Below are 22,933 nucleotides of genomic sequence, written 5' to 3' on the forward strand. Positions count from 1 at the left end.
GGTCCACGGCCATGGATCCGGGGTCGCCACTCCCCTGCTATTGGGATTTGACGCGGGGGAAACAACCTCTGGATCATAGCCGCTTCTCCATACACAACCGGATGGAACGTCCATGCTCTCAGGCTTCGATGGTCTCCGCTTCAGCCACTGGCACCCCGAGATCCGCGACGACGGCGTGGTGGTTCTCTCCCTGGATCGTCAGGACAGCAGCGTCAACGCCATGTCGCAGGACGTGCTGCTGGAACTGGGCGACCTGCTCGAGCGCATTGCACTGGACCCGCCCAAGGGCGTGGTGATCCAGTCGCTGAAGAAGGCCGGCTTCATTGCCGGTGCCGACCTGAAGGAGTTCCAGGAGTTCGACCGCCGCGGCACCGTGAACGATGCCATCCGCCGTGGCCAGGCCACCTACCAGAAGCTGGCTGAACTGCCCTGCCCGACCGTGGCAGCCATTCACGGCCACTGCCTGGGCGGCGGTACCGAGCTGGCGCTGGCCTGCCGCTACCGCGTGGCCTCCAATGACAGCAGCACCCGCATCGGCCTGCCGGAGACCCAGCTGGGCATCTTCCCGGGCTGGGGTGGCAGCGCGCGCCTGCCGCAACTGGTCGGCGCACCGGCGGCGATGGACATGATGTTGACCGGCCGCACCCTGTCGGCCTCGGCCGCGCGCAGCATCGGCCTGGTCGACAAGGTGGTGGCACCGGCAGTGGTGCTCGACACCGCCGTCGCGCTGGCCTTGTCCGGCACCACCCGCCCGTTCAAGCAGCGCGCGACGGCCTGGGCCACCAACACCTGGCTGGCCCGCACGCTGCTGGCGCCGCAGATGGTCAAGCAGGTCGCACGCAAGGCCAAGAAGGACCAGTACCCGGCGCCCTACGCGCTGATCAGCACCTGGCAGCGCAGCGGCGGCAAGCCGATCCAGGCACGCCTGGATGCCGAGCGGCGTGCCGTGGTGAAGCTGGCCAGCACGCCGACCGCGCGCAACCTGATCCGCATTTTCTTCCTGACCGAGCGCCTGAAGGGCCTCGGCGGTGGTGACTCCAGCATCCGCCACGTGCACGTGGTCGGCGCCGGCGTGATGGGCGGCGACATCGCCGCGTGGGCCGCCTACAAGGGCTTCGAGGTCACCCTGCAGGACCGCGAGCAGCGCTTCATCGACCCGGCCATGGAGCGCGCGCAGGCGCTGTTCGCCAAGAAGGTACGCGACGAGAGCAAGCGTCCCGCGGTGGCCGCGCGCCTGCGTGCCGACCTGGAAGGCAACGGCGTGGCCGAGGCCGACCTGGTGATCGAGGCGATCATCGAGAACCCGGAAGCCAAGCGTGCGCTGTACCAGACGCTGGAACCGAAGATGAAGCTGGATGCGCTGCTGACCACCAACACCTCATCGATTCCGCTGGTGGAGCTGCGCGACCACATCCAGCGCCCGGCACAGTTCGCTGGCCTGCACTACTTCAACCCGGTCGCGCAGATGCCGCTGGTGGAAATCATCCATCACGACGGCATGGCGCCTGAGACCGAACGTCGCCTGGCCGCGTTCTGCAAGGCACTGGGCAAGTTCCCGGTGCCGGTGGCCGGCAGCCCGGGCTTCCTGGTCAACCGCGTGCTGTTCCCGTACATGCTGGAAGCCGCCACCGCCTATGCCGAAGGCATCCCGGGCCCGGTGATCGACAGGGCGGCGGTGAAGTTCGGCATGCCGATGGGCCCGATCGAACTGATCGATACCGTGGGCCTGGACGTAGCCGCCGGTGTCGGCCGCGAACTGGCACCGTTCCTGGGCCTGCAGATTCCGGCCGCGCTGCAGACGGTGGAACCGGACAAGCGCGGCAAGAAGGATGGCCAGGGCATCTACACCTGGGAGAACGGCAAGCCGAAGAAGCCGGACGTGGCCAGCGATTACCAGGCCCCGGCCGATCTGGAGGACCGCCTGATCCTGCCGCTGTTGAACGAAGCGGTGGCCTGCCTGCACGAAGGCGTGGTGGCCGATGCGGACCTGCTGGATGCCGGCGTGATCTTCGGCACCGGCTTCGCACCGTTCCGCGGTGGTCCGATCCAGCACATCCGCGCGGTGGGTGCCGACGCGATCGTCGAGCGGTTGAAGGCGCTGCAGCAGCGCCATGGCGACCGCTTCGCACCGCGCCCCGGCTGGGACAACCCCGCCCTGCGCGAACCGGTGGTGTGAGTTGATCGGCCGGGCCTGCGGCCCGGCACCCGCAGAGGCAACAGCAACAGCCGAAGCCAGAGCCGGAGCAACAGCCGGCTCTGGCTTTTCTGTTTGTTGGGCGGGGTGGTGTGGGCTTGCAGGACACGCCGTAAACCCGTCCATGGGGGCTCGATGGCGCCATCCATGGCGCCAACGGTCCTGCAAGCCCACACCGCCCCACCCCTGACAGTTTCCCGGTGACGGTCAGTGACCTTCGGGAGCTGGTAGGTGTCGACCTTGGTCGACACGCTTGGTCCACGCCATGCGTGGATGCGAGCGAAGCGACCGGCGTTTGATTTTGACTTTGATTTTCTTTTTTCTTCTCCGTGGCTGGACGCACACGGAAACTGTCAGAGGCCGGGCGGGTGGGTGGCGCAGGGGCGTGAGCCGCATGGATGCGGCGATCGAGCTTACATGGACGTACTTGCAGCGTCCCCTGCGCCACCCACCCGCCCGGCCAAGCGCAGCTTTTGATCTTGCTTCTGCCTTCAGCGACCAACCCACAGCCACGAGGGGCTGCGCCGTTGGCTGGAACCCCAGTCGAGCAAGCTCGACTCTACGGAACAACCTGTTACCCATACGGGGCATGTCCCCGTCACAGCTGCATGCGATGCTGATCACCTGATCCCTGCCAGCGAGAACGCCCGCATGACCACCATCATCGCCCCGCGCGTGCACGACATCGGCGGCCTCGAAGTCCGCCGGGCCGTCCCGACCCTGCAGGCCCGCAGCATCGGCTCGTTCGTGTTCGTCGACCAGATGGGCCCGGCACTCATGCACCCCGGCACCGCCATCGACGTGCGCCCGCATCCGCATATCGGCCTGGCTACCGTCACCTACCTGTGGTCGGGCGCGATCGGCCACCGCGACACGCTGGGTTCGGATCAGGTGATCCGTCCCGGTGACGTCAACTGGATGACCGCCGGCCGCGGCATCGCCCATTCCGAGCGTACGCCGCAGCCGGACCGCGACCATGACAACCCCATCCACGGCATGCAGACCTGGGTGGCGCTGCCGAAGTCGCACGAGGAAATCGAACCGGCGTTCTACCACCACGCCGCTGCCACCCTGCCCGAGCAGCGCCGCAACGGCGCCTGGCTGCGCGTCATCGCCGGCCGCGCCTACGGCGAAGAATCGCCGGTGAAGGTATTCGCCGATACGCTCAACGTGGCGATCGACCTCGACCCGGATGCGGAAATCGATATCGACAACGGCCACCGCGAACGCGCGCTGTACATCCTCGAAGGCGACGCGCAGCTGGATGGCGTGGACATCCCTGCCCAGCACCTGGTGATCCCCGAGGCTGGTGCGCGTGGCCGCCTGCGCGCAAAGACGCCGGTGAAGGCGATGTTGTTCGGTGGCGAGCCGCTGGATGGCCCGCGTCACCTGTGGTGGAACTTCGTGTCCAGCTCGAAGGAACGTATCGAACAGGCCAAGCACGACTGGGAGGCCGGCCGCTTCGGCACCATTCCGGGCGACGACAAGGAATTCATCCCGCTGCCGCAGTACTGAACATCGCGTGTTGCACACATCCGAAGGTGTATCCCTGCACCCGGCGTTGACACTACAGTCACCCGCTGACCATTGAAATGTGACATAAATCACACTTTCGACCGTCAAAGGAGTGCAACACATGAGCATGGGTAAACGCTTGTCCGCCGAGTTCCTCGGCACGTTCTGGCTGGTTCTGGGTGGCTGTGGCAGTGCCGTGCTGGCCGCCAAGTTCGGCGGTGACGGCAATCCGCTGGGTATCGGTTTCCTCGGCGTGGCGCTCGCCTTCGGCCTGACCGTGGTGACCGGCGCCTATGCGTTCGGCCATATCTCCGGCGCGCACTTCAATCCGGCGGTCAGTGTCGGCCTGTGGGCCGGCGGTCGTTTCCCGACCAAGGACCTGATCCCGTACATCATCGCCCAGGTCGCCGGCGGCCTGCTGGCCGGCTTCATCCTGCTGCAGATCGCATCGGGCGCCAGCGGCTTCGCCATTGATGGCAGCCAGGCCGGTGCATTCGCCAGCAACGGCTACGGCGCGCTGTCCCCCGGCGGCTACAGCGTGGCCGCGGCCTTCCTGTGCGAAGTGGTGCTGACCGCCGTATTCCTGATCGTGATCATGGGCGCCACCCACGGCAAGGCACCGGCCGGGTTCGCCCCGCTGGCGATCGGCCTGTCGCTGACCCTGATCCACCTGATCAGCATCCCGGTCACCAACACCTCGGTGAACCCGGCCCGTTCCACGGCGGTGGCCTTCTTCGCCGGCAGCGGCGCGGTCAGCCAGCTGTGGCTGTTCTGGGTCGCCCCGCTGCTGGGCGGCGCGATCGGCGGCATCATCTACAAGTGGATCGGCAACGACCGCTGAGGCCCGTGCGGACCATTGCGGCCGACCATCGGCCGCAATGGTTACGCGTGTAACCGCGATTTGTGCGATCGCTCACGTTCCGTTAAGGTTGAGTTGACCGTCCGTGCACATGCCGGCCGGGGCGGCATCCGGGGATGGGATGCCAAGGCTGCCGGTCCATCCGGCGGAGCCAACGACACACCACCTTGGGGGATGCATGAAGTTCGCGCCTGTAGTGTTGTCGAGCCTGCTGTTCGCGGTGGCCCAGGCCGCCGCGCAGGCTCCCACCGAATGTCCTTCATTGCCGGCCAGCAGCGGCCTGCAGTGGCAACAGCAGGCACAGGCCGATTTCCTGGTCTGCCGCGCCAGCACCGGCGATGGCCGCGAGGTACTGAGCCTGATGCTCAGTGCGCGCGATCCCAACCTTCCATTGAACCGCTCGCTGCGCCAGGAAAAGGGCAGCTTCGGCGGTGAATCGCTGTACTGGTACCAGCCAGATCTTGGTGGCCAGCAGCCGCCGGGCTATGCCGAGCGTCGCATCAGTGTGGTCAAGCTCGACAAAGGGCGTTACGCGCAGATTTCGCTGTATCCGGACAGCGCGCAGGAACTGGGCTCGCTGCAGCAGCTGGCGCAGGGCATGAGCCTGACTCCGTCGGCCGTGGCCGCGGGGCGCTGAAGGTGACGGGGATGACTGCCTGGCAGCATCCCCGCAATGCGAGCCGATCCGACGGTAGTGCCGGCCGCTGGCCGGCACCCCGATCCGCCTTTGTCCGAGGCTGCTGCCGGCCAGCGGCCGGCGCTCCCTCAGAACTTGCCTTCCTGGAAATCGACGAAGGCCTGCATCAGTTCCTGCCGCGTGTTCATCACGAACGGCCCGTGGCGCATCACCGGTTCGCGCAGCGGACGGCCGGCCACCAGAATCAATCGCGCACCTTCGCTGCCGGCCGAGAGGTGCAACTGCTCGCCACCGCCCAGCACCGCCAGTTCCTGGCGTGCAACGTCGCGCGCGGCGTCCTGCTCACCCACGGTCATCGCACCTTCGAACACGTAGGCGAACGCGTTGTGCCCCTCCGGCAGCGCATAGGTCCAGGCCCGGTCGGGCGCCAGCGTGATGTCGAGGTAGAGCGGATCGGTGGCCGGCTGCACGATCGGGCCATCGGTGCCGTCCACGCTGCCGGCAATCACCTTCACCTCCACGCCCGGCTCCGGGTGCACCACGGGAATGCGCTCGGGTGCGAATTCCTGGTACTTCGGCTCGGTCATCTTCTCCTTCGCCGGCAGGTTCACCCACAGCTGGAACCCGCGCATCTGCCCGCTTTCCTGCTCGGGCATCTCCGAATGCACCAGGCCACGGCCAGCGGTCATCCACTGCACGCTGCCCGGGGTCAGCAGGCCTTCGTTGCCGTGGTTGTCGCGATGCCGCATGCGTCCGTCGAGCATGTAGGTGACGGTCTCGAAACCACGGTGCGGGTGTTCCGGGAAGCCGGCGATGTAGTCCTCGGCGCGGTCGGTACCGAACTCATCAAGCAGCAGGAACGGATCCAGGTCGGGCAGCGTCGGGCCGCCGATGACGCGGGTCAGGCGCACGCCGGCACCGTCGGAGGTGGGCATGCCACGGATGGTGCGCAGTACGCGGACCGGTTCGGGAAAGCTCATGGCGACTCCTGTTGGATGGGTGCCACTGAAGATGGACGCCACACGGCCGTAGGCCAATGGATGGCTCCGCAACCGATTGTTCCATCCCTGATGTTCGCTGCACGTCAGCGCAGCCGCCGTACGACCAAAGTACTACCGCCGATTCGTCCTGTGCCAATTGACCCTGTCGTGGGCAAGCAGGACTCTTTGTCTGTCTTTCCGGGAGAGAGCACCTCATGAAAGGGTTTTCCAAACTGGGCTGGGCGGTACTCGCTCTGCTCGGCGCGTTCTGTCTGGGTACCGTGGCGCTGCGCCGCGGCGAACACATCAATGCCCTGTGGATCGTCGTCGCGGCGGTGTCGCTGTACCTCGTCGCCTATCGCTTCTACAGCCTGTTCATCGCCAACAAGGTGATGCAGCTGGATCCGACCCGGGCCACCCCGGCGGTGATCAACAACGATGGCCTGGACTACGTCCCGACCAACAAACACGTGCTGTTCGGCCACCACTTCGCCGCCATTGCCGGCGCCGGCCCGCTGGTCGGCCCGGTGCTGGCCGCGCAGATGGGCTACCTGCCCGGCCTGCTGTGGCTGGTGGTGGGCGTGGTGTTGGCCGGCGCGGTGCAGGACTTCATGGTCCTGTTCCTGTCCAGCCGCCGCAATGGCCGCTCGCTGGGTGACCTGGTAAGAGAAGAGATGGGCCAGGTGCCCGGCACCATCGCGCTGTTCGGTGCGTTCCTGATCATGATCATCATTCTGGCGGTGCTGGCGATGGTGGTGGTCAAGGCACTGGCCGAAAGCCCGTGGGGCATGTTCACGGTGATTGCGACGATGCCCATCGCGATCCTGATGGGCGTGTACATGCGCTACATCCGCCCCGGCAAGATCGGCGAGATCTCCGTGGTTGGCCTGATCCTGCTGCTCGCCGCGATCTGGTACGGCGGCAAGGTCGCCGCCGATCCGGTCTGGGGCCCGGCCTTCACCTTCACCGGCACCCAGATCACCTGGATGCTGATCGGCTACGGCTTCGTCGCCTCGGTGCTGCCGGTGTGGCTGCTGCTGGCCCCGCGTGATTACCTGTCGACCTTCCTCAAGATCGGCACCATCATCGCGCTGGCCATCGGCATCCTGGTGGTGATGCCGGAACTGAAGATGCCGGCACTGACCCAGTTCGCCGCCAGCGGCGATGGCCCGGTATGGAAGGGCGGCATGTTCCCGTTCCTGTTCATCACCATCGCCTGCGGTGCGGTCTCCGGTTTCCACGCGTTGATTTCCTCCGGCACCACGCCGAAGCTGCTGGCCAATGAAGCGCACATGCGCTACATCGGCTACGGCGGCATGCTGATGGAATCGTTCGTCGCGGTGATGGCGCTGGTGGCGGCCTCGATCATCGATCCGGGCATCTATTTCGCGATGAACAGCCCGGCGGCGGTGATCGGTGCCGATGCGGCCTCGGCCGCTCACTACATCACCAACACCTGGGGCTTCACCATCACCCCCGAGCAGCTGACCGCGACCGCGGCGGCCATTGGTGAACCCACCATCCTGCATCGTGCAGGTGGCGCGCCAACACTTGCGGTAGGCATCGCGCAGATCCTGCACGAAGCGATTCCCAGTGGCAGCGACGCGATGATGGCGTTCTGGTACCACTTCGCGATCCTGTTCGAAGCGCTGTTCATCCTCACCGCGGTGGACGCCGGTACCCGTGCGGGCCGCTTCATGCTGCAGGACCTGCTGGGCAACTTCGTGCCGGCCCTGAAGAAGACCGAATCGTGGACCGCCAACATCATCGGTACCGCCGGCTGCGTGGCGCTGTGGGGCTACCTGCTCTACACCGGCGTGGTCGATCCGTTCGGCGGCATCCAGACGCTGTGGCCGCTGTTCGGCATCTCGAACCAGATGCTGGCCGGCATCGCATTGATGCTGGGCACGGTGGTGCTGTTCAAGATGAAGCGTGACCGCTATGCGTGGGTCACCGCGGTTCCGGCCATATGGCTGCTGATCTGCACCACCTACGCCGGCTTCATCAAGATCTTCGACAGCAATCCGGCACAGGGCTTCCTGGCACAGGCACACAAGTTCCAGGCCGCGCTCGCCAGCGACACCATCACTGCACCGGCCAAGTCGGTGGCGCAGATGAAGCAGATCGTGGTCAACGCCTACGTCAACACCGGCCTGACCGCGCTGTTCCTGCTGGTGGTGGGCGCGGTGCTGGTGTATTCGATCAAGACCATCCTGGCGGCCCGCCGCAATCCGCAGCGCACTGACCGCGAGACCCCGTACGTGGCGCTGAAGCCGCATGAAATGGTGGATCTGTGATGAGTACCCAACTGGTTCCCGCCGGCCAGTACCAGGCGCACCGCCGCATCTGGCGGCGCCTGGTGCAGACCGCACGACTGTGCTGTGGCATTCCTGATTACGACAACTACGTCCGGCACATGCTGGAAAAACATCCGGACCAGGAGCCGATGGACTACAAGACGTTCTTCCGCGAGCGCCAGGAAGCGCGCTATGGCGGACGCAACGGTGGCCGCTGCTGTTGAGGGTCCGGTTCAACAGCTCTCGAATGACGTTGAGTAGATCCACGCCATGCGTGGATGAAGCCTGGCAGATATCGAGTTGAGTCCGGGGTCAGATCCGTTTCCTCCGGGAAACGGATCTGACCCCTTCCTTGTTCATGGAGACCCATGAAATGCATCCACGCATGGCGTGGATCTACGGAAGCATGACGCCAGGGCGGTCCGAACTCAGCCGGTGGCCATCCACTTCAGGATCAGGCCGGTGACGTAGGCCAGGCCCGTGCCGGTGGCATAACCCACCGTACCCAGCAGCACGCCGACCGGCGCCAGCGTCGGATGGAACGCCGCCGCCACCACAGGGGCCGAAGCGGCTGCGCCGATGTTGCCCTGCGAACCAATGGCGAAGAAGAACAGCGGCGCGCGCAGCAGCTTGGCCACCACCCACAGCACCAGCACGTGCGTGGCCATCCAGATCGCGCCGAGCAGGAACAGCCACGGCCGATCCAGCAGCGACAGCAGGTTCATCTGCATGCCGATGCAGGCGATCAGGAAGTACAGGAACACCGTGCCCAGCCGCGACGCACCGGCCGCTTCCAGCCGGCGGGCACGGGTGAAGCTCAGGCCCAGGCCCATCGCCGTGGACAGCAGGATCACCCAGACGAACTGGCTGTCCAGGCTGAACTGGCTGGCCCAGCTGACATTGGCCTTGAACCAGCCCGCCAGCGGCGCGGCGATGGCATGGGCCAGGCCGACGCCGCCCAGTGCCACGCCAACGATCACCATCAGGTCGGTCATGCTGGGAATGCGCGCGTTCTGCGCCTCGTAGGCACTGATGCGCGCCTTCATCTCGTCGATGGCACGGGTGTCGGCACCATTGCGGGTGTCGATCTGCTGTGCGCGGTTGGCCAGGAACAGCAGGATCGCCATCCACAGGCTGGCACAGGCCACGTCAACCACCGCGAACTGGCCGAAGGTGGTGGCATCGGTGCCGAACACCTCGCGCATGGCGACCATGTTGGCGCCGCCACCGATCCAGCTGCCGGCCAGCGCCGCCATGCCGGCCCAGGTATCACCGGCCACGGTTTCCGGATGGATCAGCTTCATCAGCTGGAACGAAACGATGGCGCCGAGCATGATGCCGGCGGTACCGGCACAGAACACGATCAGAAGTTTCGGGCCGAGCTTGATGACGCCTTTCAGGTCGATCGACAGGGTCAGCAGGACCAGCGCGGCCGGCAGCAGCACGTCACGCGCGACCGGGTTGTACAGCGAGGTGTTGTGGCCATCGATGACACCGGCGGTGTTGTAGACGGCGGGGATGAAATAGCACAGCAGCAGGGCCGGCACCCAGGCGAAGATCTTCTTCAGCAGCGGGGTTGGACCACTGGCGGCCCAGAAGATCAGGGCCAGGGTGGCGGCAATCAGGCCCAGTCCAACGATGTCGTTGCTGATCAGGGCAGTAGCGGGTTCGGTCGGCATGGGATCCTCTGTCGATCGAAAGAGCGGAGAAAAAAAAGCGCCGCATAAGGCGGCGCAGATCGAGATTAACATTGTCTTCACGCCCGGTCATGCTGCAGTGCCGACACCCCCCATCCCGTCTGGGAGCCCACTCATGCAGCTTGGTGCCTTTTCGGTCAGCCTCTCGGTGAAGGATCTCGCGGCCTCCCGTGCCTTCTACGAAGCCCTGGGCTTCTCGGTCACCGGCGGCGATCCGGCACAGAACTGGCTGGTGATGCGCAGCAACGGCACGGTGATCGGGCTGTTCCAGGGCATGTTCGAGGGCAACCTGCTGACCTTCAACCCCGGCTGGGACCAGCACAAGCAGGAACTGCCCCACTTCCAGGATGTGCGTGAGCTGCAGGCAGAGCTGGATGCCAGGGGCATCGAACTGGCGGTCCGCACCGATCCTGATGGCCAGGGGACCGGCTACCTGCAGTTGGCTGATCCCGACGGCAACGTGATCCTGATCGACCAGCACGTGGCGCGACCGAACGGGCGTTGAAGCGGACAGCCATTGCCTGGGTGGGCGTCGACCTTGGTCGACGAACGGCATGCCAACCAAGGTTGGCATCTACCAGAGCACGCCCAGCCACCGCCAGGGCATGCCAACCAGGGCTGGCATCTACCAGGACACGGACAGCCACCGCCGGGGCATGCCAACCAGGGCTGGCATCTACCAGAGCACGCCCAGCCACCGCCTGGGTAGGCGTCGACCTTGGTCGACGAACGGCATGCCAACCAAGGTTGGCATCTACACGAACGGCCGGATCAGCGCGGTCGCGAGGCACTGAAATCGAGCGTGACACGTGTGCCACGCGGCTCGCAGGGCTGCAACTGCAGGGTCCATCCCAGGTGCTCGCACAGCCGCGCGATCAGATCCAGTCCGATGCCGCCGCCACGATCGGCGCGTTCGCCACGGGCCATCCGCGCATGGATCGCCGCGATCTCTTCCGGGCTCATGCCATGTCCCGGGTCCTGCAGGGTCAGCACCGCCGATGAACTCAGGCGCAATTCGATGTGGCCACGGCCACTGTTCTCGATGGCGTTGCGCAGCAGGTTGCCGATCGCTGCCTGCACCACCGCCAGCGGCGCGACGATGTCCACCGGTGCGGCCTGGATGCCGATGCTCAGGTCCTTGTCGCCCAGCAGGTGGCGATGGTCGTCGACGATCTCCGGCAGCAGCTGGTCCAGCGCGATGCGCTCGGCACGCGCCGCCAGTCGCGCCGGATCACGCGCCAGCACCAGCAGCAGTTCGATCAGCTGCTCCACGCTCTGTGCGGTGCGCAGTACCCGTTGCATCTGCTGGCGCGCACGCTCGGGCAGGCCCGGTTGCTCCAGCGCCAGTTCGGCGGCACCGGTCATCACCGCAATCGGCGTGCGCAATTCGTGGCTGGCGGTGCTGATGAAGACCCGCTCGCGTTCGACGAACTGCTCGTTGCGGTCCAGGTAATCGTTCAACGCATTGGCAATGGTGTGCAGCTCTGAGCTGCCGCGCGGGTCGACCTCGATGCGCTGCCCCTGCACGCCCGGCCTGAGCGCGGCGATGTGTTGTGCCAGCAGGCTCAGCGGACGCACCATCCGCTCCATGCCGAACGAAGCCATCAGCACGGTAACGAAGATCATGATCACCCCGGCCAGCATCACCCAGCGCGTGGCGAACTGTTCCAGGTCATGGAAGTCGGAGATGTCCAGTACCAGCGCGACCCGTCCCATCGACTGGGTTTCACGCACCATCACCGCCGTCTCGCGGCCCTTGACCATTACGCCGTCGTGCAGCCCTGGATGCAGGGTACGCAGGCTATCGGGAAGGTTGACCGCGTCGAAGCGGTACAGGCTCAGCGTGTCCGAATCCTGCCAGCGATAGTGCGGTTCGTGCTCGACATGCTCGACGATGCTGTCGAGCTCGGAGTTGAGCAGCGCGCGCCAGGCAGCATGCTCGGCGTGCTCGTGCACGTAGTTGCCGACGCTGAACACCGCGATCGACAGCAGCGCCAGATAGCCCAGCAACCACCACACCACGCGCCGGTACAACGGCCCCGGCTTACGCGCCCTCATCAGCATTCCTGACGGCGTCGGCACCCTCCACTACCGCCAACCGGTAACCCACGCGCGGCAGGGTGTGGATCAGCTTCTCGGCAAACGGACCGTCAACGCTGCGACGCAACTCGTAGACATGCGAACGCAGCAGGTCGCCATCCGGCGGCTCGTCACCCCACAGGGCGAACTCCAGCTGCTGTCGCGTCACCGCACCCGGGCTGGCCCGCATCAGCACTTCCAGCAGTTTGCGGCAGGCCGGGTACAGGTGCAGCACCTGGCCCTCACGCTGGGCCTCCAGCGTCGCCAGATCCAGCACCAGATCGCCCACCTGCAGGCGCTTGCGCGGGTTGCGGCCCTGCGCACGCAGCAGCAGCGCTTCCAGCCGCACCTCCAGCTCGGGCAGGGCGAACGGCTTGGTCAGGTAGTCGTCGGCACCGGCGCGGAAACCGGCGATCTTGTCCGGCAGTTCATCGCGCGCGGTCAGCATGATCACCGGCACCTCCGACGCGTGCTCGGCACGCAGCCGGCGCAGCACTTCCGGTCCCTCCATGCGCGGCAGCATCCAGTCCAGGATCACCGCATCGTAGGGGTGGCTGCCGGCCAGGTGCAGGCCGGTGATGCCATCCGGGGCCACGTCCAGCACATGCCCGCGCGACTCGAAATAGTCGAACAGGTTGGCCACCAGCTGGCGGTTGTCCTCGATCACCAACAGACGCATGCACGAAACATCCACGGAAGTTCGTACCATGGTAGCGCTGCCCATGTCGGAATGCGGTCGTCCCGCCCCCTTCTGACGCTTTTCCCACCCCCGCCACCTCAGAATGGCCGTTTTGCTCCCGGAGCCTGCCGTGCCCGTAGCCCTGCCCCGCCGTTGGCGCCTGCCCCTGTTGTGGCTGCTGATCATTGCTGCATTGGCAGCGGGCATCGGCCTTCGGCAGCCGCAGCCACCGGACGAGCCGCGCTTCGTGCTGGCCGCACGGACCATGGTCGAGAGCGGGCAATGGCTGCTGCCGCATCGTGGCAGCGAGCTGTATGCCGAGAAACCACCGGTGTTCATGTGGCTGCAGGCGGCCGCCTACGAGGTGGTCGGCAGCTGGCAATGGTCGTTCCTGCTGCCATCATTGCTGGGCGCCCTGCTGAGTCTGTGGCTGGTGTCGGATCTGGCACGGCGGCTGTGGTCGCCGCGGCATTCCATCTATGCCCTCGCGGCGCTGTTCTGCACCCTGCAGTTCGGGCTGATGGCCAAGCGTGCGCAGATCGACATGGTGCTGGTGGGGATGACCACCGTCGCCCTGTGGGGCTTGATGCGGCACCTGTGCGAACGTCGCAACCTGCCCGCGTTGTGGCTGGCCGGTTTCGCCGCCGGTGTCGGCACGGTGACCAAGGGCGTGGGTTTCCTGCCGCTGCTGCTGGTGCTGCCCTGGTTCGGCTGGTGGCTGTACCAGCGCCGTCGCGGGCACCGTGTGGAGGGTCCGCACCCGGCAACGCTGCTGTGGTTGATCCCGGCGTTCCTGCTGGGCGTGGGCGTGTGGCTGGCGCCGCTGGGCTGGGCCCTGCTGCATACGCCCAGCGCCGAACTGCAGGCCTACGCGCACGAGCTGTTGTTCAAGCAGACCGGCACCCGCTACGCCAATGCCTGGCACCACCGGCAGCCGGCCTGGTACTACCTGCAGGTGATCCTGACCCTGTGGCTGCCGGGCAGCCTGCTGCTGCCGATGCTGTTCAAGCCCTGGTGGCGCCGCATCCGTCGTGGCGATCGCCGCCAGTGGCTGCTGCTGGGCTGGGCCGTACTGGTACTGGTGTTCTTCAGTGCCAGCCCGGGCAAGCGCGAGGTGTACCTGCTGCCGATGCTGCCGGCGATGGCACTGGCCGTAGCGCCGCTGCTGCCCGGCCTGCTGCGCCGCGTGTGCGTGCGCCGCTACCTGTTCGGCTACAGCGTGGTGCTGATGCTGGCCACCGGCATACTCGGCGTGATGCTGATGACCGAGCACCCATGGGCGTTGGCGCAACTGCAACGCCGCGCCATGCCCGAGACGTTGCTGCCGGTGCTGGGCGATGGCCTGCTGACCTTCGCCATTGCCCTGGCCACGCTGATCGTGTGGCTGCGGGTACGCCGTGCCGCGACGCTGGTACTGCTGACCCACGGCATGCTGTGGATGCTCTACGGCCTGGTGCTGATGCCTGCACTGGACCCCTTCGCTTCGGCGTCGGCACTCATGCGCCGGGTGGGCGCGCGGATCGGACCCGACGCCGAACTGGCGCTGGTGGCCTGGCGCGAGCAGAACCTGTTGCAGGCCGACCGGCCGGTGCGCGAGTTCGGCTTCAAGCGGCCCTGGGCCGAGCAGTGGCACGACGCCGGCCCGTGGCTGGCCGAGGCACCGGACAAGCGCTGGCTGCTGGTGCTGGACGATGCGATGAGCCCGTGCGTGGACCCGGGCAAGGTGATCGATATCGGTATTGCCAACAGGAATCGCTGGCAACTGCTTCCCGGTACCGCGTGGGACGCGGAATGCCACGCCGAACGGGCCGGCGCGACCGCTGAAGAAGACTGAACGCTGACCCGTGCCGGGCAAGCATTAACCCGGCACGAACGAGCGTCCGACCCTTCTCCGACATCCAGGTGACGAGCATGGCCGCGGATTCCCGACCCGCCCTTTCCCAGCATGCCCGTCCGTCCCCTTGATTCGGTAGCGCCGCTTGCGACATCGCCACTGGCGTCAAAATTCGCCGTAACTCACCTCTGGCTGCCTGTCGCAATCGGTCTGCCCGTGTTTACGCTGCTGATGGGTTTCGGCGGCGACCAATGGGTCGCCGATCACCTGTTCCGCCTTGAGGGTGGCCATTGGGCGCTACAGGACGCCTGGGTCACCCGCACGGTGGTGCACAAGGCCGGCAAGTGGCTGAGCACGGCTGCTGCGCTCGTGGCGATCCTGCTGTGCTTCCACCACTGGCGAAAGGGTCGCGATCGCACCCTGCGGTGGGCGCTGCTTTATGTCGTGATTGCCATGGCCCTGGGCACGGGTGTGATCTCTCTGCTGAAGTCGCTGGTGCCGATGGAATGCCCCTGGGACCTGCTGCGCTACGGTGGCCACCAGCCGTTCATCGGGCTTTTCACGGCACGCCCCGCAGGCATGGCCGCACAGGCCTGCTTCCCGGCCGGCCACGCCAGCGCGGGCTATGCATGGTTGTCCCTGTACTTTTTCGCCTTGCTGTGGCGCCCTTCATGGCGCTGGGCCGGGTTGTGGATCGGCCTTGGCACCGGCCTGGTATTCGGCGTGAGCCAGCAACTGCGGGGCGCGCATTTCCTTTCGCATGACGTTGCTACTGCGTTGATCTGCTGGCTGCTTTCGCTGGGCCTGTATCTGATCGTCAAACGCGTCCTGGCCCGCCGTCAGCTGGACCGTCCCCACCGCCAGGAGGCAAACGCATGAGTGCATCGGTCCAACGCCCCGCCCGCCTTCCCGCGTTGGCGGACCTTCGCCGCTGGCGGCCGCAGCTGTCCACCGAAGCACTGATCGCACTGACCAGCCTGTTCTTCGCAGTGGCCGGCAACGGCCTGTTCTGGCACAGCGCGATGGCCAGCCATCCGGGCAGCCTGCGCTACGCGCTGTCGCTGCTGCTGTTGCTGCTCGGTGCGCACGGCGTGCTGCTGGGCATTCTGGTCTGGCGCTGGAACGCCAAGGTGGTGATCAGCCTGTTGCTGCTGGTGACCGCATTCGCTGCGCATTACATGAGCCGCTACCACATCTACCTGGATGCGGACATGCTGCGCAACGTGCTGGCGACCGATCCCAAGGAAAGCCGCGAGCTGATGACCATATCGCTGGTGTGGCCGGTGCTGTTGCTGGCAGTGCTGCCGATGGCGGTGCTGTGGCGCGTGCAGCTGCGCCGCCGCAGCTGGGGCCGCAGCCTGCTCTGGCGCGTCGGCTTCCTGGTGGTGGCGGCAGTGACGGCGGTGGGCGGCGCATTGATCTCGTTCCAGGATGTCTCGGCACTGATGCGCAACCAGCGCGAAGTGCGTTACCTCGCCACCCCGGCCAATGTGCTGCTGGGCATGCCGCGTGCACTGCGTGGCGACAACCCGGTGCAGCGCGCACCGAAGCTGCCGATCGGCACCGATGCCAAGGCCACCCCGCGCGCGCCGGCCAGCAAGCCGCGCCTGCTGGTGATCGTCATGGGCGAGACCGTGCGCGCGCAGAACTGGGGGCTCAACGGTGGCCGCAACACCACCCCGGAACTGGCGCAGGCCAGCGTGATCAATTTCCCGGACATGCACTCGTGCGGCACCAGCACCGAGGTTTCACTGCCGTGCCTGTTCTCGCCATGGGGCCGGCACGACTACGACGAGAAGAAGATCCGCGCGCACCAGTCGCTGCTGCACGTATTGAACCGTGCCGGTATCGCGCCGCTGTGGCGTGACAACCAGTCCGGCTGCAAGGGCGTGTGCGAAGGCCTGGACTTCCAGTCATTGTCCGATGCGACCACCCCGGGCCTGTGCGCTGACGGCCGCTGCATGGATGAAATCCTGCTGCAGGACCTGGCCACCCAGGTACGTGCAAAGCCGGGCGACCGCGTCGTGGTGCTGCATCAGCTGGGCAACCACGGTCCGGCCTACTTCGAGCGCTACCCGCCCGCGTTCCGCCGCTTCACCCCCACCTGCGATACCCGCGACATCGGCCGCTGCTCGCGCGAAGAGATCACCAACAGTTACGACAACGCCGTGCTGTACACCGATCACTTCCTGACCAAGACCATCGGCACGCTGCAGGGCATGCAGGACTACGACACGGCGATGATCTACCTGTCCGACCACGGCGAGTCGCTGGGCGAGAAGGGCCTGTTCCTGCATGGCGTGCCCTACGCCATCGCGCCGGCCGAGCAGACCCGGGTACCGATGACGATGTGGTTCTCGCAGGGCTTTGCCAGCAGCCGCGGATTGGACCTGCAGTGCGTGCGCAAGCGTTCGGCGGCCTACACGGACCATGACAACCTGTTCCCGTCGGTACTGGGCCTGATGCAGGTAAAGACCTCGCTGTACGAGCGCGACCGCGACGTGTTCGCCAACTGCGAGGGTTGAGGGTTGTTCGGCAGGGCTTGCAGCCCTGCACCCGCGGTAGTGCCGGCCGCTGGCCGGCAGCCTCGACAGCAACAGCAACAGCAACAGCAGAAGCAGAAGCTGGCTATCCGTGGGTTGGCGGGGTGGGTCCGGTTGCGGGGGACGCCGTAAATACATCCCTGTAGGCTCGGTCGCGCCATCCATGGCGCTCACGCCCCCGCAACCGGACCCACCCCGCCTTTGACAGTTTTCCGCGATCTGATGGAACGGCCTTGGGGTCAGATCCGTTTTCCGGAGGAAACCGGATCTGACCCCAGATTCATTTCGATATCTGACAGATGTGTCGACCAAGGTCGACACCCACCAACAGCCGCCGCGATCTGTCAGAGGTGGGGCGGTGTCGGAGTGCGGGGTGTCAGCCGCATGGATGCGGCTGCCAAGCCTACACGGACGTACTTGCGGCGTCCCCGCACTCCGACACCGCCCCGCCACCCCACGGAATCCCCGCTTTTGAAGTTGACGTTGCCCTTGCTTGAAGACCTCTGCGGGTGCCGGGCGCCGCCCGGCCGACTTCCGCCACTTGCGGTGGCAGCGACGGCCCACTAGCCTTCGGCCGTCGTTCACCACCCAAGGACCGCCCGTGAAACACCGTCATCTCCTGCTGGCCTCGGCAATCGCCGCCGCCACGCTGGCCCTGGCCGCCTGCAAGAAGGAAGCTGCGCCAGGCACCGATACCGCCAGCAGCAGCGCCCCGGCCGGCGAAACCGCCGACCAGTTCGTGGCCCGCATCAATGCCGAATTCAAGGCCGCCTACCCGGAGATGACCTCGGCGCAGTGGCTGTCCTCCACCTACATCAACAGTGATTCGGAACGCATCGCGGCCAAGGCCAACGAGCGCTCGCTGACCCAGCTCAACAGCTGGATCGAACAGGCCGCCAAGTTCGACGGCAAGCCGATGAGCGAGGACAGCAAGCGCGCGATCCACCTGCTGAAGCTGATGTCCTCGATGCCGGCGCCGCGTGACCCGGCCAAGCTGGCCGAGCTGACCCAGATCGCCACCCGCATGGAAGGCAGCTACGGTGCAGGCAAGTACTGCACCGACGCCAACGATCCCAACTCCTGCCGCCAACTGGGCGAGCTGGAGCAGGTGCTGGCGCGCAGCCGCGACTACGACAAGCAGCTCGATGCCTGGCAGGGCTGGCACAGCACCACCAAGAACATGCGCGGCGACTACCAGAAGTTCGTCGGCCTGGTGAATGAAGGCGCCAAGGGCATGGGCTTCACCGATGCCGGCCAGATGTGGCGCAGCGGCTACGACATGCCGCCGGAGCAGATCGGCCCGGAAACCGACCGCCTGTGGGAACAGGTCAAGCCGATGTACGAGCAGCTGCACTGCTACGCACGCGGCAAGCTGGACAAGACCTACGGCAAGGACAAGGCGGAAGTGGGCAATGGCCTGATCGCCGCACACCTGCTGGGCAACATGTGGCAGCAGGACTGGTCGAATCTGTGGGACCAGCTGGAGCCGTATCCGGGTGCCGGCAGCCTGGACATCACTGCAGCGCTTGAAAAGCAGTACCAGACCAACCTGAGCGCGGCGTTGGCCAAGGCCGGCAAGGATGCCAACGTAGCGGCGCAGTACAAGGCACAGCGCGAGGCCGAACTGCGTACCGCCAAGCAGATGACCGAGCGCGCCCAGGACTTCTACGTGTCGCTGGGCATGCCGTCGCTGCCGCAGTCGTATTGGGAAAAGACCCAGTTCATCAAGCCCGATGACCGCGACGTGGTCTGCCACGCCAGTGCCTGGGACATGAACATGGAAGGCGATGTGCGCACCAAGATGTGCATCAAGCCGAACGAAGAGAACTTCACCACCATCTACCACGAGCTGGGCCACATCTATTACGACCTGGCCTACAACCCGCTGCCGCCGCTGTTCCAGGGCGGTGCCAACGATGGCTTCCATGAAGCGATCGGCGACACCATCGTGCTGGCGATGACGCCCAAGTACCTCAGCTCGATCGGCCTGGTTGATGCGCCGACCGAAAGCCGCGAAGCGGTCATCAACAACCAGATGCGCATGGCGCTGTCGGGCGTGTCGTTCCTGCCGTTCGGGCTGATGATCGACCGCTGGCGCTGGGGCGTGTTCGATGGTTCGATCACCGCCGACAACTACAACAAGGCGTGGTGGGACCTGAAGGCCAAGTACCAGGGCGTGGCGCCGGCCAGCACCCGTGGCGAAGAGTTCTTCGATCCGGGCGCGAAGTACCACGTGCCGGGCAACACCCCGTACACCCGCTACTTCCTGGCGCGCATCCTGCAGTTCCAGTTCTACAAGGGCCTGTGCGACGCGTCCGGCTACAAGGGCCCGCTGCATGAGTGCACCTTCTACGGCAACAAGGAAGCCGGCCAGAAGTACTGGGCGATGCTGAGCAAGGGTGCCAGCCAGCCGTGGCAGGCCACGCTGAAGGAGCTGACCGGTACCGACAAGCTCGATGCCGGCCCGATGATCGAGTACTTCACCCCGGTCAACGAGTGGCTGAAGCAGCAGAACGAAGGCCAGATGTGCGGCTGGCAGGCCAACGCGGCCCCGGCGGCGAAATGAAAAAAGGGGCGGATCCGCGAGGATCCGCCCCTTTCCGGTAGTGCCGGCCGCTGGCCGGCAACTCCGCGATGATGGCCCAACGGGCAGCCGGCCACCGGCCGGCTCTACCGAAATGCCTGTCAGCTGTTCTTCTTCGCGGCCATCGCTGCGGCCAGCTCGGCCTTGAATTCCTCGAAGGTCTGGCCCTTCTCCTTCGCTTCGGCCTGCGCGGCATCGCGCAGCGCATCGGAGTAAATGAGGCGCACCGGCGTGCCGTTGCGCTCGTGCAGTTCACCGGCCTGCATTATCAGCGCCAGCACCTGGGCAGCGCTCTCGCTGTGGCCAGCGATGCGGCCGTCCATGCCCAGCACCCATTCACCATCACGTCGCACGACACCGGCCAGCAGGGTGCGCTGCGCATCGCGCAGTTCGGCATGCGGCTCCACCGGCGAGGCCTGCGCGGCTGCCTTGTTGGCGGCCTGCTTTTCCTGGCGACGGCGCTGGTCGCGGCGGATCTTGGAGCTGGTGGACATGGTGCGGTACCGCTGCGAGGGGGCGCAAGGATAACGCACCCCGCCCGCAGCGCTGCTTCACGCGTGCTCGATCCAGTATGGTCAGTCCAGCACCTTGCCGTGCCGCCAGTAGCCCATGAAGGTGATCGCGCGGCGGTCCAGCCCGCAATCGCGCACCAGGTGGCGGCGGATCGCCATCACCGCCCCCGCCTCGCCCGCCACCCAGGCGTACAGCGGCCCGGCCACGCAGGTGTCGGCCTGCTCCCAGAGGATCTGCGTATCGACGTCGATCTCCTCCAGCGCATCGCCAGCAGCCACGCTAGAGGTCGCTGACAGCCGTTCCTGGACCGCCTGCAGCAGCGGCTGGCCATAGGCGGCCTGCCCACGCGGCAACCACACCAGCTCGGCGGTGCCCGGCGCTTTCAACGGCACCGCATCGCCGGCCTGGGCCACTTCCAGCAACGCCAGCGTGCGCGGCGGATCAGGCATGGCCGCCAGCTCTTCGAGGATGCCCGCCACCGCAGGTAACGCCGTTTCATCGGCCACCAGCAGTACCTGGCCGACACCGACCGGTGGCTTCCACTCCCAGCCTTCGCTGCTCTCGGCACAGTCGGCATCGGGGGCCAGCAACACCACGCGGTCTCCCGGCCGTGCATGCATGGCCCAGCGCGAAGCGGGTCCGGTCACCCCGTGAATGACGAAATCGACGTCGACCTCGCCCTGCTCGGCGCGCAGCTGGCGGATGGTGTAGGTGCGCATCGGCGGGCGCTGATCATCCGGCAGCGCCCGGTAGCGCGGGTACCAGTCCTCGCCGCTGGGGACCTGCGGCAGGTCCTGGCCGGGCAAGGGGAAGAACACCTTGATCCGCTGGTCCGGGCCTTCGGTCTTCATCCGCGCCACGTCGGCACCAGTGAACACCATGCGGTCCAGGGAAGGGGAGAGAACGCGGCGCTCCTTCAGCGCCACCTCGAACAGGCGGTAGGTCTGCTGCGCAGCCATGGGGGAACCTCATGCAACGACATCGGATTGGCTGGCTGTCGTGCACCCGTGCACTGGCTGGCTGGAGTGCCCAGCCTAGTCCGGTGGTTTCCCGTCGCAAGCGCTGCCGGCGTCGCGGCCTGCCCTACCCCTGCACGCTGCTCAGTGACCCGTGCAGACTGCCTGCGCCGCACGTTCACGCTGGTGTTCCCAGTACCAGAACACGAAACCAGCACCGAAGAACGCAGCCTGGCCCAACGCCAGGTGCAGCGGGCTGGCGCTGAGCAGCGGCGATACCACGCCGGCCACCACGGTGCTGATCATCAGCTGCACGAAGGCCTGCAGCGACGAGGCCAGGCCGCGCTGGTGCGGGTACATGTCCAGCACCGCCAGCGCCAGGATCGGGAAGATCAGCGCCATGCCCATGCCGCCCAGGAAGATCGGCAGCACCGCCCACGGCAGCACGAACTGCGGGGCCAGCGCCACGTAGCCGACGTTCAACAGCACCGACAGCGCACACAGGCCGAAACCGATGGCGACCTGGCGGGTAGGCGTGGTGTGCCCGGCCATGCGCCCGGACAGGAACGAGCCGGTGGTCATGCCGCCGATGGTGGGGATGAACAGCCAGGCGAAGCCGCCCTCGCCCAGATGCAGGTGCTGCATCACGAACACCGGCGCCGAGGAGATGTACAGGAAGATGCCACCGAAGCCGATGCTGCCGGCCAGCGCCAGGCGCAGGAAGCGCGGGTTGAAGCCGATGCGCAGGTAATCACGCATCAACGTGCGCGGCGACAACGGCACGCGCGCTTCAACCGGATGGGTCTCCGGCAGGTAGCGCGCAGTGGCCGCCAGCAGGACCAGCCCGAACACCACCAGGAACCAGAAGATCAGCGGCCAGCCGGCGCCACTGAGCAGGATCCAGCCACCGATGATCGGTGCGATGGCCGGGGCGATGCCGAACAGCATCGACACCTGGCTCATCAGGCGCTGCGCGTCGTGGCCATGGTAGAGATCGCGGATCACCGCGCGGCCAACGATCATGCCGACACCCGCCGACAGGCCCTGCAGCGCGCGGAACGCCAGCAGCGTGGTCAGGTCGGTGGACAGCGCGCAGCCGACCGAGGCGCCGACGAACACCACCAGGCCACCGAGGATCACCCACTTGCGGCCCCAGGCATCGGACAGCGGGCCGTGCGCCAGGCTCATCAGGCCGTAGAACAGCAGGTACACGCTGATGGTCTGCTGCACCGCCACTTCGTCCACCGCCAGGCGCTGGGCCAGCTGCGGGAACGCCGGGAAGATGGTGTCGATCGAGAACGGACCGAACATGGCCAGACCGGCGAGCAGCAGGGCCATGCGGCGGGTGGAGGGAGCAACAGCGGCGGTCATGGGGAAGGCGTCCGGCAGGGCCATGCGCGGCACGCACGGCGGGCGCCGGTCCCCTTCTGCAGGGACGGCGCCAGATGAATTCGGGTATCCGCCCATCATAGGTGGGGATTGCGCCCGATGCCATGCAGCGGTGCACAAAACGCACGGCCGGGCCATCGGCCATTCAGGCGCGGCGGCCATGCCTGGAGGCGGCCG

18 protein-coding genes are annotated in these 22,933 nt (G+C 66.4%); 11 read left to right on the top strand and 7 right to left on the bottom strand.

Annotated features, from left to right (window positions below; all coding sequences use genetic code 11):
* Nucleotides 1-112: 112 nt before the first annotated feature.
* The 4 genes from ACZK33_RS17185 (at nt 113) to ACZK33_RS17200 (ending at nt 5,205) form a co-directional block, all read left to right on the top strand.
* Entirely contained in the window at nt 113-2,176 is a 2,064-nt protein-coding gene (locus ACZK33_RS17185) for a 3-hydroxyacyl-CoA dehydrogenase NAD-binding domain-containing protein (RefSeq protein ID WP_423175138.1), read from the top strand.
* A 669-nt stretch (nt 2,177-2,845) separates the two neighbouring features.
* On the top strand, nt 2,846-3,709 hold the full coding sequence (locus ACZK33_RS17190; protein ID WP_032129853.1) for a pirin family protein: 864 nt from the start codon (nt 2,846-2,848) through the stop codon (nt 3,707-3,709).
* 121 nt (nt 3,710-3,830) lie between these two features.
* Nucleotides 3,831-4,550 carry an aquaporin Z gene (aqpZ, locus tag ACZK33_RS17195; RefSeq protein WP_032129854.1) on the top strand — a complete coding sequence of 240 codons (720 nt, stop codon included), beginning with the start codon at nt 3,831-3,833 and terminating at the stop codon, nt 4,548-4,550.
* A gap of 196 nt (nt 4,551-4,746) precedes the next feature.
* The gene (locus tag ACZK33_RS17200; RefSeq protein ID WP_032129855.1) at nt 4,747-5,205 is read left to right on the top strand and encodes a hypothetical protein; all 459 of its coding nucleotides are present in this window, start codon (nt 4,747-4,749) and stop codon (nt 5,203-5,205) included.
* A 128-nt stretch (nt 5,206-5,333) separates the two neighbouring features.
* Here the strand turns inward: ACZK33_RS17200 and ACZK33_RS17205 are convergent, their stop codons facing one another.
* The gene (locus ACZK33_RS17205; protein ID WP_032129856.1) at nt 5,334-6,185 is read right to left on the bottom strand and encodes a pirin family protein; all 852 of its coding nucleotides are present in this window, start codon (nt 6,183-6,185) and stop codon (nt 5,334-5,336) included.
* 215 nt (nt 6,186-6,400) lie between these two features.
* On the opposite strand from ACZK33_RS17205, the gene ACZK33_RS17210 reads away from it, so the two are divergent.
* Entirely contained in the window at nt 6,401-8,482 is a 2,082-nt protein-coding gene (locus tag ACZK33_RS17210; RefSeq protein ID WP_032129857.1) for a carbon starvation CstA family protein, read from the top strand.
* The gene (locus tag ACZK33_RS17215) at nt 8,482-8,706 is read left to right on the top strand and encodes a YbdD/YjiX family protein (RefSeq protein WP_005410613.1); all 225 of its coding nucleotides are present in this window, start codon (nt 8,482-8,484) and stop codon (nt 8,704-8,706) included. Before ACZK33_RS17210 ends, ACZK33_RS17215 begins: the two co-directional genes overlap by 1 nt.
* 204 nt (nt 8,707-8,910) lie before the next feature.
* Here ACZK33_RS17215 and ACZK33_RS17220 read toward each other — a convergent pair whose 3' ends face one another.
* Complete coding sequence (locus ACZK33_RS17220; protein WP_049421249.1) at nt 8,911-10,161, bottom strand: DUF819 family protein; 1,251 nt, start codon at nt 10,159-10,161, stop codon at nt 8,911-8,913.
* 133 nt (nt 10,162-10,294) lie between these two features.
* Between ACZK33_RS17220 and ACZK33_RS17225 the strand changes: the two genes are divergently transcribed.
* Nucleotides 10,295-10,684 carry a VOC family protein gene (locus ACZK33_RS17225; RefSeq protein ID WP_032129859.1) on the top strand — a complete coding sequence of 130 codons (390 nt, stop codon included), beginning with the start codon at nt 10,295-10,297 and terminating at the stop codon, nt 10,682-10,684.
* Between the two features lie 266 nt (nt 10,685-10,950).
* Here the strand turns inward: ACZK33_RS17225 and ACZK33_RS17230 are convergent, their stop codons facing one another.
* Both ACZK33_RS17230 and ACZK33_RS17235 read right to left on the bottom strand, forming a co-directional pair.
* Complete coding sequence (locus ACZK33_RS17230; RefSeq protein ID WP_032129860.1) at nt 10,951-12,237, bottom strand: sensor histidine kinase; 1,287 nt, start codon at nt 12,235-12,237, stop codon at nt 10,951-10,953.
* Entirely contained in the window at nt 12,224-12,937 is a 714-nt protein-coding gene (locus ACZK33_RS17235) for a response regulator transcription factor (RefSeq protein ID WP_071229551.1), read from the bottom strand. The genes ACZK33_RS17230 and ACZK33_RS17235 overlap by 14 nt, the downstream gene beginning before the upstream one ends.
* 130 nt (nt 12,938-13,067) lie before the next feature.
* Between ACZK33_RS17235 and ACZK33_RS17240 the strand changes: the two genes are divergently transcribed.
* From ACZK33_RS17240 to ACZK33_RS17255, 4 genes are all read left to right on the top strand, one after another.
* Nucleotides 13,068-14,771 carry an ArnT family glycosyltransferase gene (locus tag ACZK33_RS17240; RefSeq protein WP_423175137.1) on the top strand — a complete coding sequence of 568 codons (1,704 nt, stop codon included), beginning with the start codon at nt 13,068-13,070 and terminating at the stop codon, nt 14,769-14,771.
* Between the two features lie 111 nt (nt 14,772-14,882).
* Nucleotides 14,883-15,650, top strand: coding sequence for a phosphatase PAP2 family protein (locus tag ACZK33_RS17245; RefSeq protein WP_071229549.1), 768 nt, complete (start codon nt 14,883-14,885; stop codon nt 15,648-15,650).
* Complete coding sequence (locus ACZK33_RS17250; protein ID WP_423175136.1) at nt 15,647-17,296, top strand: phosphoethanolamine transferase; 1,650 nt, start codon at nt 15,647-15,649, stop codon at nt 17,294-17,296. The genes ACZK33_RS17245 and ACZK33_RS17250 overlap by 4 nt, the downstream gene beginning before the upstream one ends.
* A 619-nt stretch (nt 17,297-17,915) precedes the next feature.
* Nucleotides 17,916-19,880, top strand: coding sequence for a M2 family metallopeptidase (locus tag ACZK33_RS17255; protein ID WP_423174775.1), 1,965 nt, complete (start codon nt 17,916-17,918; stop codon nt 19,878-19,880).
* A 119-nt stretch (nt 19,881-19,999) separates the two neighbouring features.
* On the opposite strand, the gene ACZK33_RS17260 is transcribed toward ACZK33_RS17255, so the two are convergent.
* From ACZK33_RS17260 to ACZK33_RS17270, 3 genes are all read right to left on the bottom strand, one after another.
* Nucleotides 20,000-20,392, bottom strand: coding sequence for a hypothetical protein (locus ACZK33_RS17260; RefSeq protein WP_423174776.1), 393 nt, complete (start codon nt 20,390-20,392; stop codon nt 20,000-20,002).
* 81 nt (nt 20,393-20,473) lie between these two features.
* The gene (locus ACZK33_RS17265) at nt 20,474-21,370 is read right to left on the bottom strand and encodes a siderophore-interacting protein (protein WP_423174777.1); all 897 of its coding nucleotides are present in this window, start codon (nt 21,368-21,370) and stop codon (nt 20,474-20,476) included.
* A 141-nt stretch (nt 21,371-21,511) separates the two neighbouring features.
* Nucleotides 21,512-22,738: a multidrug effflux MFS transporter gene (locus ACZK33_RS17270; protein ID WP_049421272.1), complete on the bottom strand. Its 1,227-nt coding sequence runs from the start codon at nt 22,736-22,738 to the stop codon at nt 21,512-21,514.
* Nucleotides 22,739-22,933: the final 195 nt, after the last annotated feature.

The organism is Stenotrophomonas sp. 86156_Sma, from assembly GCF_056481625.1.

What these genes read in the sequence shown, in the direction of transcription:
- ACZK33_RS17265 (WP_423174777.1), bottom strand. Translation starts at nt 21,370, where the DNA reads ATGGCTGCGCAGCAGACCTACCGCCTGTTCGAGGTGGCGCTGAAGGAG.
- ACZK33_RS17185 (WP_423175138.1), top strand. Translation starts at nt 113, where the DNA reads ATGCTCTCAGGCTTCGATGGTCTCCGCTTCAGCCACTGGCACCCCGAG.
- ACZK33_RS17245 (WP_071229549.1), top strand. Translation starts at nt 14,883, where the DNA reads ATGCCCGTCCGTCCCCTTGATTCGGTAGCGCCGCTTGCGACATCGCCA.
- ACZK33_RS17260 (WP_423174776.1), bottom strand. Translation starts at nt 20,392, where the DNA reads ATGTCCACCAGCTCCAAGATCCGCCGCGACCAGCGCCGTCGCCAGGAA.
- ACZK33_RS17190 (WP_032129853.1), top strand. Translation starts at nt 2,846, where the DNA reads ATGACCACCATCATCGCCCCGCGCGTGCACGACATCGGCGGCCTCGAA.
- ACZK33_RS17250 (WP_423175136.1), top strand. Translation starts at nt 15,647, where the DNA reads ATGAGTGCATCGGTCCAACGCCCCGCCCGCCTTCCCGCGTTGGCGGAC.
- aqpZ (WP_032129854.1), top strand. Translation starts at nt 3,831, where the DNA reads ATGAGCATGGGTAAACGCTTGTCCGCCGAGTTCCTCGGCACGTTCTGG.
- ACZK33_RS17210 (WP_032129857.1), top strand. Translation starts at nt 6,401, where the DNA reads ATGAAAGGGTTTTCCAAACTGGGCTGGGCGGTACTCGCTCTGCTCGGC.
- ACZK33_RS17200 (WP_032129855.1), top strand. Translation starts at nt 4,747, where the DNA reads ATGAAGTTCGCGCCTGTAGTGTTGTCGAGCCTGCTGTTCGCGGTGGCC.
- ACZK33_RS17215 (WP_005410613.1), top strand. Translation starts at nt 8,482, where the DNA reads ATGAGTACCCAACTGGTTCCCGCCGGCCAGTACCAGGCGCACCGCCGC.
- ACZK33_RS17235 (WP_071229551.1), bottom strand. Translation starts at nt 12,937, where the DNA reads ATGCGTCTGTTGGTGATCGAGGACAACCGCCAGCTGGTGGCCAACCTG.
- ACZK33_RS17270 (WP_049421272.1), bottom strand. Translation starts at nt 22,738, where the DNA reads ATGACCGCCGCTGTTGCTCCCTCCACCCGCCGCATGGCCCTGCTGCTC.
- ACZK33_RS17230 (WP_032129860.1), bottom strand. Translation starts at nt 12,237, where the DNA reads ATGAGGGCGCGTAAGCCGGGGCCGTTGTACCGGCGCGTGGTGTGGTGG.
- ACZK33_RS17225 (WP_032129859.1), top strand. Translation starts at nt 10,295, where the DNA reads ATGCAGCTTGGTGCCTTTTCGGTCAGCCTCTCGGTGAAGGATCTCGCG.
- ACZK33_RS17205 (WP_032129856.1), bottom strand. Translation starts at nt 6,185, where the DNA reads ATGAGCTTTCCCGAACCGGTCCGCGTACTGCGCACCATCCGTGGCATG.
- ACZK33_RS17220 (WP_049421249.1), bottom strand. Translation starts at nt 10,161, where the DNA reads ATGCCGACCGAACCCGCTACTGCCCTGATCAGCAACGACATCGTTGGA.